This window comes from Nonomuraea fuscirosea, from assembly GCF_035917475.1.
GTDB lineage: Bacteria > Actinomycetota > Actinomycetes > Streptosporangiales > Streptosporangiaceae > Nonomuraea > Nonomuraea fuscirosea.
In genome coordinates, this window is record NZ_CP109074.1 from 1,393,053 (window position 1) to 1,407,244 (window position 14,192).

A 14,192-nucleotide genomic window follows, 5' to 3' on the forward strand; every position below is an offset into this window, starting at 1 on the left:
GGCCGCGTGCGGTCAGGTCGTGGTGCAGGCGGTGCCGTTCAGGGTGAAGGCGGCCGGCTTGCCGGTGCCTCCGCCGTGGGTGGCCTGGAAGCCGAACGAGGCCGACGCCCCCGGCGCGACGGAGCCGTTGTAGGGGGCGTTGCGCGCCGTCACCTGGCCGCTGGACGGTGACAGCGTGGCGTTCCAGGCCGAGGTGACGGTCTGGCCGGCCGGCAGGGTGAAGGCCAGGTTCCACGAGGAGAGCGGGGCCGTGCCGGTGTTCACGATCTTGACCTCGGCGGTGAAGCCGGTGTTCCAGGTGTTCATCGTGTACGTGACCGCGCACTGTCCCACCGGCTGCGTCGGCGTGACGGTCGGTGACGTGGTGGGGTCGGAGCCGCCGTCCGACAGGCCGAAGAAGTCGATGACCGCGGCGGCCATGCCGCCCTGCGGCAGGCTGTGCCCCACGCCCGCCAGGCTGATCGCCTCGACCGGGGCCATCGTCCCCGTGCCGCCGTAGCGGGTCCTGGCCCAGCCGGCCCGCGGCTGGTCGCTGAGGCTGGGGGTCTGGCTCACGCCGTGGACGTTCGTCCACTGCTTGATCTGCTCCTGGAAGTTCGGGTAGCGCAGCGTGGCGTCCTCGGTGCCGTGCCAGATCTGCATGCGCGGGCGGGCGCCGCCGTAGCCGGGGTACGCCGCTCGTACGAGGTCGCCCCACTGCTGCGGGGTCCTGACGATCTGGCCGTTCGCGCAGGCGCTGTTCCAGCTGGAGCCGTCGGTGGTGGCGAAGCAGGCGAAGGGCACGCCCATGAACGCCGCCCCGGCCTTGAACACGTCGGGGTAGGCGCCCACCAGGACGTTGGTCATCATGCCGCCGGAGGAGGCCCCGGTCACGAACGTGCGGGCGGGGTCGGCGTTGTAGCGCTCCTGCACGTACCTGACCATGGAGACGATCCCCACCGGGTCGCTGCCGCCGTCGTGCCGCAGCGCCTGCGGCGAGGAGACGTCGTAGCAGGAGCCGCTCCTGGTCGCGGACGGGTAGATGACGACGAACTTGTGCCGGTCGGCGAGCGAGGCGAACTCCGTGCCCGAGTAGAAGGCGGGGCCGGAGCCGGTGCAGTAGTGGACGGCCACCAGCAGCGCCGGGCGGGCGGGGACGCCGTCGGGGACGTACAGGTGCATGCGCAGGCCCGTGGGGTTGGCGCCGAAGCCGGTCACCTCCGTGAGCTGGGCCGACGCGGCCGGGGTCGCGGTGATCAGGCCGGCGGTCACGAGCGCCGCGGCGGCGATCACCGCGCTCGCGATGCGTGCTCTCAGCTTCATCGAGGTCCTCTCGCTCGGCGGCCGAAATATTGCGAGTGTCCAGCGAAAATTTCGGGACCGCAATGTCGCGTGAGCGGGGGGACCGGCCGGGCGGTCGTGAGCTGCCGTGACGCGGCGATCAGGAATGAAAGTTTCCGGCTGACCGAGGCGGGAGGCGGCCGTCACGGCCCGGCCGCGTCGTCGTCCGCGAGCTGCTTGAGCGTTCCGGTCAGGGCGGCCCAGGACTGCTCGGCGTCCGGAGTGCGCGCGTGCGGCGAGCGGAACCACTCCACGAACTCGGCCACGTCGTCGAGCGCCCAGCGCAGCCGGTAGAGCGCGAGGGCGCCGGCGTCGGGGCGGCGGCCGGTCGCGTCGGCGTAGCGGGCCAGGTCACTCGCGTCCCTGGCCACCAGCCACAGGTCACGCTCCGGCGGGGCCATCCCGACCGTGTCCCAGTCGACCAGCAGCAGCCGCTCGCCCGGCGCCCGCAGCAGGTTGCCGGGATGCGGCTCCCCGTGCGTCACCACCGGCTCGCCCGGCTCGGCCGCCCTGCGGTCGAACTCCGCCAGCCTGCGCCGCAGCACGGCCGCGTACTCGGCGATCAGCTCCTGGGCCGGGCGCGCGTACGGGCCGCCCAGCCAGGGCAGGGACGGGTCGCCGAGCGCCTGCTCCAGCGCGGCCCGCCCGGCCGGCTCCAGCGGGCGGGCCGGGGTCGGCAGCGGCGGCGGCGTGCGGTGCAGCTCCGCCAGCAGGTCGATGATCAGCGCGCGTTCGTCGGCCGGCGGCTCGTCGCCGAAGTCGCCCGCCTGGCCCTCCTCGTACGGGAACACGCTCATCGCGTAGCGGCGGGCGTCGAGCCGGCGCAGAGTGGTGCCGTCACCGGCGCGCAGCGGCGCCACCACGAACCCGAGCCCCGCCTCCTCGCGCAGCGCGGCCGCCGTCTCCATGGCCAGGCGCAGCCCGTCGAAGGTCTGCCGCCGCACGTCCGCGACCGTGACGAACCAGCGCCGCCCGCCCCGGCCGCCCGCGATCCAGTGGAAGTCGCCGAACCCGACCGGCGCGTAGTCGAGCGTGGCGGCCTCGATGCCCCACGCGGCCAGCGCGGGCCGCAGCAGCCCCTCGTCGAAGTCGTCCGGCCGATCCCGCATGGAAGCCAAGCTACCGAACCACGGCCCGGCCGAGCACGCCGACAAACGGGGCCGGCCTGGAGGCACGCCGAGGCGCGGAGAGGTCCGCGCCTCGGGTGCGGGACGGCTACCGCAGCTCGCGCTTGAGGATCTTGCCGGTGGCGGTCATCGGCAGGGAGTCGCGGAACTCGATCACCCGCGGGTACTTGTAGGCCGCCATGTTCTCCTTGGCCCAGGCGATCAGCTCGTCCTCGGTGATCGTGGAGCCGGGCGTGCGGATGACGTACGCCTTGACCTCCTCGCCGTGCGACTCGTGCGCGACGCCGACGACGGCGGCGAGCGACACGGCTTCGTGGCTGATCAGGACCTCTTCGATCTCGCGCGGGTAGACGTTGAACCCGCCCCGGATGATCATGTCCTTGGCCCGGTCGACGATGGAGTAGTAGCCGTCGGCGTCGCGCGTGGCGATGTCGCCCGTACGGAACCAGCCGTCCTTCATCACCTCGGCCGTCGCCTCGGCGCGGCCGTAGTAGCCCTTCATGATGTTGTGACCCCTGATGGCGATCTCGCCGGGTCCCTCGCCCTCGACGGTCTTCCAGTCGCCGTCGACCAGCTTCATCTCCACGCCCCAGATCGGCGTGCCGATGGTGCCGGGCTTGGTGGGCCGGCCGAGCTGGTTGAAGCTGGCGACAGGCGCGGTCTCGGAGAGCCCGTACCCCTCCAGGATGCCGATGCCGAAGGTCTTCTCGAAGTCCTTGAGCACCTCGACCGGCGAGGACGCGCCACCGGCCACCGCCACCCGCAGCGACGTGGGCACCTCCGCGCCGTCCGCGTGGATCTTGGTGAGCATGCCCCAGTACATCGTGGGCACCCCGGCGAAGAACGTCACCTTCTCCTTGACCATGAGCGCCAGCGCCTCGCCCGGGTCGAAGCGCGGCATCAGCACCACCGTGGCGCCGCGCAGGAAGCCGGTGTTCATCACGACGGTCTGGCCGAAGGAGTGGAACAGCGGCAGCACCGCGAGGTAGGTGTCGCCCTGCTCCTCGTCCGAGGGGAACATCTTGTCGCTGGCCATGGCGTTGAGCAGCATGTTCTGGTGGCTCAGCTCGGCGCCCTTGGGCTGGCCCGTGGTGCCCGAGGTGTAGAGGATGACCGCGGTGTCGTCGGGGGCCGTCTGCACGGTCTCGAACTCCGCCGGCATGCCGCCCAGGGCGGCCCAGATCGACTCGCCGTGCTCGGACTCGGTGGCCAGCGGCGTCGCGGGCAGCACGAAGAAGTGCTCGCACCCCTCCGCCGCCTCGAAGCCCGCCCGGCCCCGCTCGCCGAGCGGCAGTTCCGGCGTGCCCTCGAAGCAGAACAGCGCCTTGGCGTCGCTGTCGTCGAGGTGGTAGGCGATCTCGCGTGACTGCAGCAGCACGTTGAGCGGCACCACCGTGGCCCCGGCCTTCAGGATGCCGAAGTAGACGAACGGGAAGTAGGGCAGGTTGGGGCAGGCCAGCGCGACCTTGTCCCCCTTGGTGATCCCGCGCGAGATCAGCAGGCTGGCGACCTGGTTGGCGACAGCGTCGATCATGGAGTACGGCAGCCGCATGTCGCCGAAGGCGACGGCGGTGCGGTCGGGGGTGTTTCTGGCGCTGTCCTCCAGGACGATCGACAGATTCAGCATGACGCCTTCCTCCCTCTAGAACGGCTTCGGCGCCATCTTCGCAGGCGGGACATACCGACTGGTAGGTAACTCAGGTCACAACTGGATATGGACGCGCGTGCGGCCTTCTTGTAAGCAAGGGGGACGTTACTTCCCCAGGAGGGGTCATGGAGTACGACTACGTGATCGTCGGGGCGGGGTCGGCCGGCTGTGTGCTGGCCGCCCGGCTGTCGGAGGATCCCGGTGTTTCGGTGGCCCTGGTCGAGGCCGGCGGCAAGGACGACAAGCTCGAGATCCGCATGCCGGCCGGTTTCGCCAAGCTGTTCAAGACCGAGTACGACTGGGACTTCACCACCGCCAAGCAGGGCGAGATGTCCGGGCGCGAGCTCTACTGGCCCCGAGGTCGCGTGCTCGGCGGCTCGTCGTCGCTCAATGCCCAGATGTACGTACGCGGCTGCCAGCTCGACTACGACCAGTGGGACATCCCCGGCTGGGCCTACGACGACGTCCTGCCCTACTTCACCAGGGCCGAGCGCCGCGTCGGCAGCAACGAGGGGGGCGTCTACGGCACCGACGGCCCCGTCTACGTCTCCGAGCTGCGCAGCCCCAACGTCACGACGGCCGCCTTCCTCCAGGCGTGCGCGGAGCTGGGGATGACCCGCCTGGGCGAGCTGAACGGCCGCTCGAACGAGGGTTACTGCCCGACCCCCGTCACCCAGAACCGCGGCAGGAGATGGAGCTCGGCCGACGCCTACCTGCGCCCGGCCGCCTCGCGGCCCAACCTGACCGTCCTCACCGGCGCCGCGGTGGACCGGGTGACGTTCGACGGCAGGCGGGCGACGGGCATCGAGTACGGCGGCGGCACCCAGGTCAGAGCCAGGCGGGAGGTCGTCCTGGCCGCGGGCGCGATCGGCTCGCCGTACCTGCTGATGCGCTCGGGCGTGGGCGCGGCCGACGAGTTGCGCGACGCCGGGGTGCCGCTCGTGCACGAGCTGCCCGAGGTCGGCAAGAACCTCCAGGACCACCTGTCCAGCGGCGTGTTCGTCGAGTGCGCCAGACCGGTGACCCTGACCGGGGCCGAGTCGATCGGCAACCTGCTGCGTTACCTCGTCACCCGCTCCGGCATGCTGACCACGAACGTGGGCGAGGCGGTGGCGTTCATCAGGACCTCGGACGGCGAGCCCGCTCCCGACATCGAGCTGATCTTCGCGCCGGGGCCGTTCATCGACCACGGGCTCACGCCTCCGTCCGGTCACGGGCTCACCGTCGGGGTGGTGCTGCTGCAGCCGGAGAGCCGCGGCCGGGTCGGGCTGAACGGCGCGGACGTGGTCATCGACCCCGCCTACCTCGGCGCGGAGGCCGACGTCAGACGGCTGGTCGCGGGGCTGAAGACGGCCAAGCGGGTGTTCGCCACCGAGGCGATGAAGCCGTTCGCGGGCGGGCCGATGGCGCCCTACTGGGCGCCGGAGACCGACGAGGAGCTGGCCCGGTGGGTACGCGAGCGCGGCGAGACCCTGTACCACCCGGTCGGCACCTGCCGGATGGGCACAGACGACGGCTCCGTGGTGGACCCGGCGCTGCGTGTGCGCGGCGTCGAGGGGCTCAGGGTCGTGGACGCCTCCGTCATGCCGACCCTGAACCGCGGCCACACCCACGCCCCCGCCGTCATGATCGGCGAGAAGGGAGCCGACCTGATCAAGGGTGGCGACGCTTGACGTAAGTGGTCACTTGCGTAGGCTCGACGGTATGACGCTGCCCGTGGACCTCGACCTGTCGCAGATCCCGTTCTGGGGACGGCCGCAGGCCGAGCGCATGGAGGCCTTCCGCAAGCTGCGCGAGCTGGAGCGCCCGGCCTTCGTGCCGGAGCAGGCCGTGCCGTTCGTCGGCGGCGGGCCGGGCTACTACGCCCTGGTCCGCCACGCCGACGTGACCGAGGCCAGCAGGAACGCGGCCGTGTTCAGCAGCGAGCCGTGCTCCAACAGCATCCCCGACATGCCGCGCTGGCTGAGCGTCTACTTCGGGTCGATGATCAACATGGACGACCCAAGGCACGCGCGGCTGCGCCGGATCGTCTCGCGCGCGTTCACGCCGCGGGTCCTGTCGAAGATGGAGGAGGACCTGGCGCGGGCCGCCGCCGAGATCGTGGACCGGGCGGCCGCCGAGGGTCCAGGCGACTTCGTCACGCAGGTGGCGGCGCGGCTGCCGGTACGGGTCATCTGCGACATGATGGGCATTCCTGCGAAATTTCATGACATGGTGTTGCGGCGGACCAACGTCATCCTCGGCAACGCCGACCCCGAGTACACCGGCCTGTCGCCCGACTTCAGCCGCGTCAACGTCGCCCGCGGCCTGGCCAAGCTGCTGCACGCCGGCTTCTCGCTCAACCGCCTGGCCGCCCGCCTGGGCGACGAACGGCGCCGCAGGCCCACCGGCGACCTGGTCAGCCTCCTGGTCAACGGCGAGGAGCGGCTGTCGTCCCAGGAGCTCGGCTCGTTTTTCATCCTGCTGGTGGTGGCGGGCAGCGAGACGACCCGCAACGCGATCGCGCACGGGCTCAAGCTGCTCACCGACCATCCCGGCCAGCGCGAGCTGCTGCTGGCCGACTTCGACGGCCGCATCGTCGGGGCCTGCGACGAGATCGTCCGCTACGCCACGCCGGTGATCCAGTTCCGCCGTACGCTGACCCGCGACCACGAGCTGAACGGCACCGCGTACAGGAAGGGCGACAAGGTGCTGCTCTTCTACAACTCGGCCAACCGCGACGAGGCGGTGTTCACCGACCCCGAGCGCTTCGACATCACCCGCGACCCCAACCCGCACGTCGGCTTCGGCGGCCCAGGGCCCCACTACTGCCTGGGCGCCCACCTGGCGCGCAGGGAGATGACCGTGATGTTCCGCGAGCTGTTCACCCGCCTGCCCGGCATCAGGGCCGTGGGGGAGCCCGAGTTCCTGCTGTCCAACTTCATCAACGGGATCAAGCACCTGCGTTACACCTTCTGAGCGCCCGGTCGGAGCGCGGCCGTCGTGCTAGGTTTCGCAGTCATGGAGATCAGGACTATCCACGCCAATGGTGTGGAGTTCGCGTATCTGTCTTTGGGCGAGGGGCCGCTGGCGCTGTGCCTGCACGGCTTTCCCGACACCGCGCACACCTGGCGGCACCTGATGCCCGCCCTGGCCGAGCACGGCTATCGCGCGGTCGCGCCCTTCATGCGGGGTTACGCTCCCACCGAAGTCCCGGCCGACGGCGCCTACGAGGACGCGGCGCTGGTCGCCGACGTACGCGCGCTGCACGAGGAGCTGGGCGGCGGCGACGACGCCGTCGTCATCGGCCACGACTGGGGCGCCTTCCCCACCTACGCCACCGCCGGCCGCTTCCGCCGCGCCGTGACGCTCGCGGTGCCGCCGCCGGGCTCGCTGGCGAGTGGCTTCTTCGAGTACGAGCAGCTCAAGCGCTCGTTCTACATCTTCCTCTTCCAGACGGCGCTGGCCGAGTCGGCCGCCGCGGCCCCCGGCTTCATCGACAACCTGTGGCGCGACTGGTCGCCGGGGTACGACGCGAGCGAGGACCTGGAGTTCGTCCGCCGCAGCATCGGCGCCCCCGCGAACCTCGCCGCGGCCATCGGCTACTACCGGGCCATGCTCGGCACCACGCCGCCCTCGGGCCGCTATCCGGCCGTCGAGGGCGGGGTCGCCGGGCCCGTCCTCTACCTGCACGGCGCCGATGACGGCTGCCTGAGCGCCGACCTGACCAAGGACGCGCTGAGCCACCTGCCCGAAGGCTCGCGGACCGAGGTGGTGCCGGGCGCCGGGCACTTCCTGCAGCTGGAACGACCGCGCGAGGTCAACCGACTCATCCTCGACTGGCTCGGCCCGGCGGCCTGACCCGCCCTTTCTCGTACGCCGCTCGCGCGGCCGGGAGTCGTACCCTTCCCGGCCGCGTACGTACGGTGTACGTCAAAACCATTGACGTAAGTGCCCGCTTTTCCCATGATTGGCACATGAGCGTCCTGGACTTCGACCTGTCGGACCGCGACTTCTGGGCCAAGCCCATGAGCGAGCGCGAGGACGCGTTCGAGCGGCTGCGCGCCCGCGACACCCCCGCCTTCTTCGAGGAGATGGAGATGTCGTACGCGCCCAAGGGCCCCGGCTACTACGCCTTGGTCAGGCATGCCGACATCCTCGAAGCCAGCCGCAACCCCGAGGTGTTCTGCTCGGGCGACGGCGGGGCGACGAACATCCCCGACATGCCCGCGGAGTTCGCCGAGTACTTCGGCTCGATGATCAACATGGACGACCCCCGTCACGCCCGGCTGCGCCGGATCGTCTCCAGGGCCTTCACCCCCAAGATGATCAAACAGTTCGAGGCGGACGTCGAGGCCGCGGCCGTCACCATCGTGGACGACCTGCTGGCCAAGGGGCCCGGCTGCGACTTCGTCACCGAGGTGGCAGCCCGTCTGCCCCTGAAGATCATCTGCGACATGATGGGCATCTCCGAGCGCGACTACGGCTACGTCTTCGACCGCTCCAACATCATCCTCGGCGGCTTCGACCCCGAGTACACCGGCGGCGACCTCGACCAGATCGCCGAGCGCCTGCTCAACGCGGGCGTGGAGCTGCAGCAGCTGGTCCAGGACCTGGCCGCCCACCGCGCCGACCACCCCACCACCGACCTGACGTCGTCCCTGGTCAACGCCAACATCGACGGCGAGCGGCTGACCATGCAGGAGCTGGGCTCGTTCTTCATCCTGCTCGTCGTGGCCGGCAACGAGACCACCAGGAACGCCATCTCCTACGGCCTGCGCCTGCTCACCAAGAACCCCGACCAGCGCGCCCTGTGGCTGGAGGACCTCGACGGCCGCGCGCCCGGCGCGGTCGAGGAGATCGTCCGGCTGGCCTCCCCGGTGAACTTCATGCGCCGCAAGCTCACCAGGGACTTCGAGATGAACGGCCACCTCTACCGCAAGGGCCAGAAGGCCGTGCTGTTCTACTGGGCGGCCAACAGGGACGCCGCCGTGTTCGACGACCCGCTGCGCTTCGACATCACCCGCCACCCCAACCCGCACGTCGGCTACGGCGGCCCCGGGCCCCACTTCTGCCTGGGCGCCCACCTGGCCCGGAGGGAGATCACGGTGATGTTCCGCGAGCTGCTGCGCCGCGTCCCCAACGTCGAAGGCGGCAAGCCCGACCGGCTGCACTCCAGCTTCATCAACGGGATCAAGCACATGGAGTGCACCTTCTGAGCACCCGTCAGCGGGTCACGACTGCGTGTTCAGCCTGATCTGGTTCATCACCGTGCGGATGTCGGGCAGCAGCTGCTTGCTGGTCGACGGGATCGACATGTAGACGATCGCGGGGACGTCCGCGCCGGTGTTCACGGCGATCGTCACAAGTGTGGCCTTCTCCGTGCCCGACGTCAGCTGGTAGGCGATCAGCCGGCCCGTCTGGTCGCCCACCTTGATCGCCTGCTGGGCGATCTTGCGCACCTTGTTGTCCGCCGGGAAGAAGCGCTTGCGCGCGTTCAGCACGACCTGCCTGATGGCCGGCTCCAGGTTGTCCCGCTCGTAGTACGAGGCCATCCGCGCCGACAGCGGGCCCGACATGACCGTGGCGTACCGCTCGGGGGCGACCTGGACGTACTGGCGGGTGTCGAAGCCGTAGGTGGCCTTGACCGTCGCGCGCTGGTCCAGCTGCCAGGTGCCGCCCAGGCGCGGCATCGAGATCCCGGCCGCCGCGTCGGGGACGCGGCCGATCACCGGGGAGGCCTTGCCCGGGTACTTCGGCAGCGCGCCGATCGAGGACGAGGTCTTGGTGCTCTTGGGGCTGCTCGGGGCGGCCGTCGGCTTCTGGGCCACGCCGGCGCTGGAGGCGTCCTCGCCGGCCAGCGGGCCCCACAGGAACGCCCACAGCAGCGCGACCACCAGCGCCACCGCCACCGAGCCACCGAGCGCGAAGACCCAGACCGGCCGGCCCGCGTCCTCGTCGTCCAGCGCGTCGTGCTCGCCCATGGCCTGGTAGTTGTCGCCGAAGACGGTGTTCCAGAGCTCCTGCTGGCGCTCGGGCGGAGGGGTGCGCGAGCCGCTGATCTGGCCGGCCGTGACGAAGCGGTTCTCGGGGTCGGAGGGGTCGCGGCTGAGCTTGTGACCGGGACGGGCGGACTGGTCCTCGCCGGGAGGCCCTTCGCCACGGCCACCGCCGTGCTGACCGCCGCCGTGCTGACCCGGGCCGTGCTGACCTGGGCCGTGCTGGCCACCGCCTTGGTGGTTTCCGCCCTGATGATTTCCACCGGGGCCGCCGCCGTTCTGGCCGCCGCCGTGTTGGCCGCCGTGTTGACCACCGTGTTGACCACCGGGCTGGCCGCCGCCGGGATGGGACGGGGCGGGGTGGACGACCCGGTCGCCGGGGGAGGCCGGGTGGACCACGCGGTCGCCGGGGGCGGACGGCACGGCGCGCTCGTTCAGCAGGTTCTCCGTGTGCTGGCCGTAGGTGACCGTGCGCTCGTCGGCCGGATGCACCTGCGGCCGGGGCGGCGCGTCGGCCGGGCCGTTCTGGGAGCCGTACTGCGTCGTGCGCTCGGCGGCGGGCGCGGAGCGCTCGGCCGGCCACGGGGCGGGGCTGGACAGGTTCGACCAGGCGTCGGGGGAGGGGGTGGGCGGCTGCGCCCACGCGGGCACCGGGTCGGGGACCGCCGGACCGCCGGGCGGGGACGAGGGCGACGGCATGCCCTTCGACGACACCTCGGGCCAGGCGGCCGGGCCCGCCGTGCTCTGCGGCGGCGCGTCCGGCCAGGAGCTTCGTACGTCCGGCGAGGAGTTGCCCGACCAGGAGCCGGGCGCGTCCTGCGGGGACGCCTCCGGCCACGACATCGGCACGTCCTGCTGGGAGCCCTCGTGCCGGCCCGGCTCGTACGGGAGGGGAGCGCGGCCGGTGTCCTGGCGGGGCGGTTCGGGCCAGGAGGGCGCCGTTCCGTTCGGGGAGTCCTGCCACGACGGCGGCCCGCCGGCCTGCTCCCCGCGCCCGGCGCCGGGCGGGTCGGGCCAGGACGCGTCCTTGCGCGGCGGCTCCGGCCAGGACGGCTCGGGATGGCCGGCCCGCGAACTGTCGGGCCAGGACGCCGGCACCTCGGAGGGGGACTCGGGCCAGGAGGACGCCTCACGGCGTGGTGCCTCAGGCCAGGAGGATGGCAGGTGAGGTCCGGAATTCTCCGTTGCCATTACTGCCGGCCCTCCCGAGGTTGTGTCCGGATGTCCCGTTATATCCGGATTTGACGTCTCACGCATGATCTCATGGGATTTTCCAGGAGATGAAGGTGGTTCCGCAGCGAAACGAGCGAAGCCATGAGGATCGGTCGGCGGATCCTGCATCGGCAGGTCGCCGTCCGGTCCATGGGGCTCAGCTGGGTACACCACTTCGACAAGGCTATTCTTCTGGGACGAATGAGGTCACAACGGATACATCACCATCAGGTCTCGCCGGGCCTGAAGGATCCATTGTGCCCCGGGACCTCGATCGAGTGTCTGCATTCAGCCGAAGAGGTGCGCTAGGCTTGACACGTGCGTTCCGCGACCCTGCTTCTTAGCGGGCCGCGACGGCCCTAGAAGAGTCCGCCGTCGCGGCTCCACCCCTCGTTGTGTGCACGGGGGGTTTTCTTATTGGGTCCGAGTCAAGCCAGAAGGACACTAGCCGTGAGTGAGTACGACCCGCAGGCGCTGCAGGCCAAGTGGCAGCAGCGATGGGAGGAGCAGGAACCCTACCGGGCGAGCGAGGACGCCGCGGACCTCCGCGAGCGCCGCTACATGCTCGACATGTTCCCCTACCCGTCCGGCGACCTGCACATGGGCCATGGCGAGGTGTTCGCCATCGGCGACGTCGTCGCGCGCTACTGGATGCAGAAGGGCTACAACGTCCTGCACCCGATCGGCTGGGACTCCTTCGGCCTGCCCGCCGAGAATGCCGCGATCAAGCGCAACGCCCATCCGGCCGAGTGGACCTACGCCAACATCGAGACGCAGGCCAACTCCTTCCGCCGCTACGGCATCGCCTTCGACTGGTCGCGCCGCCTGCACACCAGCGACCCCGACTACTACCGCTGGAACCAGTGGCTGTTCATCCGCTTCTTCGAGCGGGGGCTGGCCTACCGCAAGGGCGGCCTGGTCAACTGGTGCCCCAACGACCAGACCGTGCTGGCCAACGAGCAGGTCGTGGCGGGCAAGTGCGAGCGCTGCGGCGCCGACGTCGTCCGCCGCGAGCTGACGCAGTGGTATTTCAAGATCACTGACTACGCGCAGCGGCTGCTGGACGACATGAGCCAGCTGGACGCCTGGCCCGAGCGGCTGCTGACCATGCAGCGCAACTGGATCGGCCGCTCCGAGGGCGCCGACGTGCTGTTCGAGATCGAGGGCCGCGACGAGCCGGTCCACGTCTACACCACGCGCCCCGACACGCTCTACGGCGCCACGTTCTTCGTCGTCGCCGCCGACGCCGCGCTGGCCGACGAGATCGTCACCGACGAGCAGCGCCCGGCGTTCGAGGCCTACCGCGCCGAGGTCGCCAAGCTGAGCGACATCGAGCGGCTGGCCACCGACAAGGAGAAGACCGGCGTCTTCCTGGGCCGGTGGGCGATCAACCCGGTCAACGGCGAGCGCATCCAGGTCTGGGCCGCCGACTACGTGCTGTCCGACTACGGCCACGGCGCCATCATGGCCGTGCCCGCCCACGACCAGCGCGACCTCGACTTCGCCCGCAAGTTCGACCTGCCGGTCAAGGTCGTCGTGCACACCGGCCTGGCCGACCCCGGTGAGACCGGCGAGGCCACGCCGGGCGAGGGCACGCTGGTCAACTCCGGGCCGCTGGACGGCCTGACCAAGACCGAGGCGATCGCGAAGATCATCGAGGTGCTGGAGGTCGACGGCAGGGGCACCGGCGCGGTGAACTTCCGGCTGCGCGACTGGCTGCTGTCCCGCCAGCGTTTCTGGGGCACGCCGATCCCGATCATCCACTGCCCCGACTGCGGCGAGGTGCCCGTACCCGACGAGCAGCTGCCGGTCACGCTGCCCGACATGCGCGGCGAGGCGCTGGCGCCGAAGGGCGTCTCCCCGCTGGCCAGCGCCACCGACTGGGTCAACGTCGCGTGCCCCAAGTGCTCCGGCCCGGCCAGGCGCGACACCGACACGATGGACACGTTCGTCGACTCGTCCTGGTACTTCCTGCGTTACTGCTCGCCCGGCTACACCGATGGCCCGTTCGACCCCGAGCAGGTGCGCAAGTGGGGCCCGATCGACCAGTACGTCGGCGGCATCGAGCACGCGGTGCTGCACCTGCTCTACTCCCGCTTCTTCACCAAGGTCCTGCACGACATGGGCATGGTGGACTTCACCGAGCCGTTCGTGCGCATGCTCAACCAGGGCCAGGTGATCAACGGCGGCAAGGCCATGTCGAAGTCCCTGGGCAACGGCGTGGACCTGGGCCGGCAGATCGACGACTTCGGCGTCGACGCCGTCCGGCTGACCATGATCTTCGCCGGGCCGCCGGAGGACGACATCGACTGGGCCGACCTGTCGCCGGCCGCCTCGCAGAAGTTCCTGGCCCGCGCGCTGCGGGTGATGTCCGAGGTCGCCAGCGAGCCCGGGGTGGCGTTCGAGAGCGGCGACACCGAGCTGCGCAAGGTGACCCACCACACCATCGACGAGGTCACCAAGCTGGTCGACTCCTACCGCTTCAACGTGGCGGTGGCCCGCATGATGGAGCTGACCTCGGCCGCGCGCAAGGCCATCGACTCGGGCCCCGGCCCGGCCGACCCGGCGGTGCGCGAGGCCGCCGAGGCGCTGGCGATCATGCTGTCGCTGGTGGCCCCCTACACCGCCGAGGAGGGCTGGGAGCGGCTGGGCCGCACCGGGCCCGTCGCCTTCGGCGGCTGGCCGGTGGCCGACCCCGCGCTGCTGGTGCAGGAGTCGGTCACCTGCGTGGTGCAGGTGGCGGGCAAGGTGCGCGACCGCCTGGAGGTGCCGCCCGGCATCGCCGAGGACGAGCTGCGCGCGCTGGCGCTGGCCTCGGACAAGGTCTCGCCCTACCTGACCGGCATGCCGCGCAAGGTGATCGTCCGCGCGCCCAAGCTGGTCAACATCGTCCCCTAGTCACCCGTC

General features: G+C 70.8%; 9 protein-coding genes. 5 read left to right on the plus strand and 4 right to left on the minus strand.

Going from position 1 to position 14,192, the window contains the following annotated elements; translation table 11 throughout:
- Positions 1–12 precede the first annotated feature (12 nt).
- The 3 genes from OIE67_RS06280 to OIE67_RS06290 form a co-directional block, all read right to left on the minus strand.
- Positions 13–1,302: an extracellular catalytic domain type 1 short-chain-length polyhydroxyalkanoate depolymerase gene (locus tag OIE67_RS06280; RefSeq protein ID WP_326637521.1), complete on the minus strand. Its 1,290-nt coding sequence runs from the start codon at positions 1,300–1,302 to the stop codon at positions 13–15.
- Between the two features lie 161 nt (positions 1,303–1,463).
- Complete coding sequence (locus OIE67_RS06285) at positions 1,464–2,429, minus strand: phosphotransferase enzyme family protein (RefSeq protein WP_326637523.1); 966 nt, start codon at positions 2,427–2,429, stop codon at positions 1,464–1,466.
- Positions 2,430–2,535: 106 nt separating this feature from the next.
- Complete coding sequence (locus tag OIE67_RS06290) at positions 2,536–4,074, minus strand: long-chain-fatty-acid--CoA ligase (protein ID WP_326637525.1); 1,539 nt, start codon at positions 4,072–4,074, stop codon at positions 2,536–2,538.
- Between the two features lie 146 nt (positions 4,075–4,220).
- On the opposite strand from OIE67_RS06290, the gene OIE67_RS06295 reads away from it, so the two are divergent.
- From OIE67_RS06295 to OIE67_RS06310, 4 genes are all read left to right on the plus strand, one after another.
- Positions 4,221–5,768 (plus strand): GMC family oxidoreductase, encoded by a 1,548-nt coding sequence (locus OIE67_RS06295; protein WP_326637527.1) that lies wholly within the window; start codon positions 4,221–4,223, stop codon positions 5,766–5,768.
- A gap of 31 nt (positions 5,769–5,799) precedes the next feature.
- Entirely contained in the window at positions 5,800–7,053 is a 1,254-nt protein-coding gene (locus OIE67_RS06300) for a cytochrome P450 (protein WP_326637529.1), read from the plus strand.
- Positions 7,054–7,095: 42 nt separating this feature from the next.
- Positions 7,096–7,935: an alpha/beta fold hydrolase gene (locus tag OIE67_RS06305; RefSeq protein WP_326637531.1), complete on the plus strand. Its 840-nt coding sequence runs from the start codon at positions 7,096–7,098 to the stop codon at positions 7,933–7,935.
- A 116-nt stretch (positions 7,936–8,051) separates the two neighbouring features.
- The gene (locus OIE67_RS06310) at positions 8,052–9,293 is read left to right on the plus strand and encodes a cytochrome P450 (RefSeq protein WP_326637533.1); all 1,242 of its coding nucleotides are present in this window, start codon (positions 8,052–8,054) and stop codon (positions 9,291–9,293) included.
- Positions 9,294–9,308: 15 nt separating this feature from the next.
- Here OIE67_RS06310 and OIE67_RS06315 read toward each other — a convergent pair whose 3' ends face one another.
- Positions 9,309–11,171: a hypothetical protein gene (locus OIE67_RS06315; protein ID WP_326637535.1), complete on the minus strand. Its 1,863-nt coding sequence runs from the start codon at positions 11,169–11,171 to the stop codon at positions 9,309–9,311.
- A 564-nt stretch (positions 11,172–11,735) separates the two neighbouring features.
- On the opposite strand from OIE67_RS06315, the gene leuS reads away from it, so the two are divergent.
- The gene (gene leuS / locus OIE67_RS06320) at positions 11,736–14,183 is read left to right on the plus strand and encodes a leucine--tRNA ligase (protein WP_326637537.1); all 2,448 of its coding nucleotides are present in this window, start codon (positions 11,736–11,738) and stop codon (positions 14,181–14,183) included.
- Positions 14,184–14,192 lie beyond the last annotated feature (9 nt).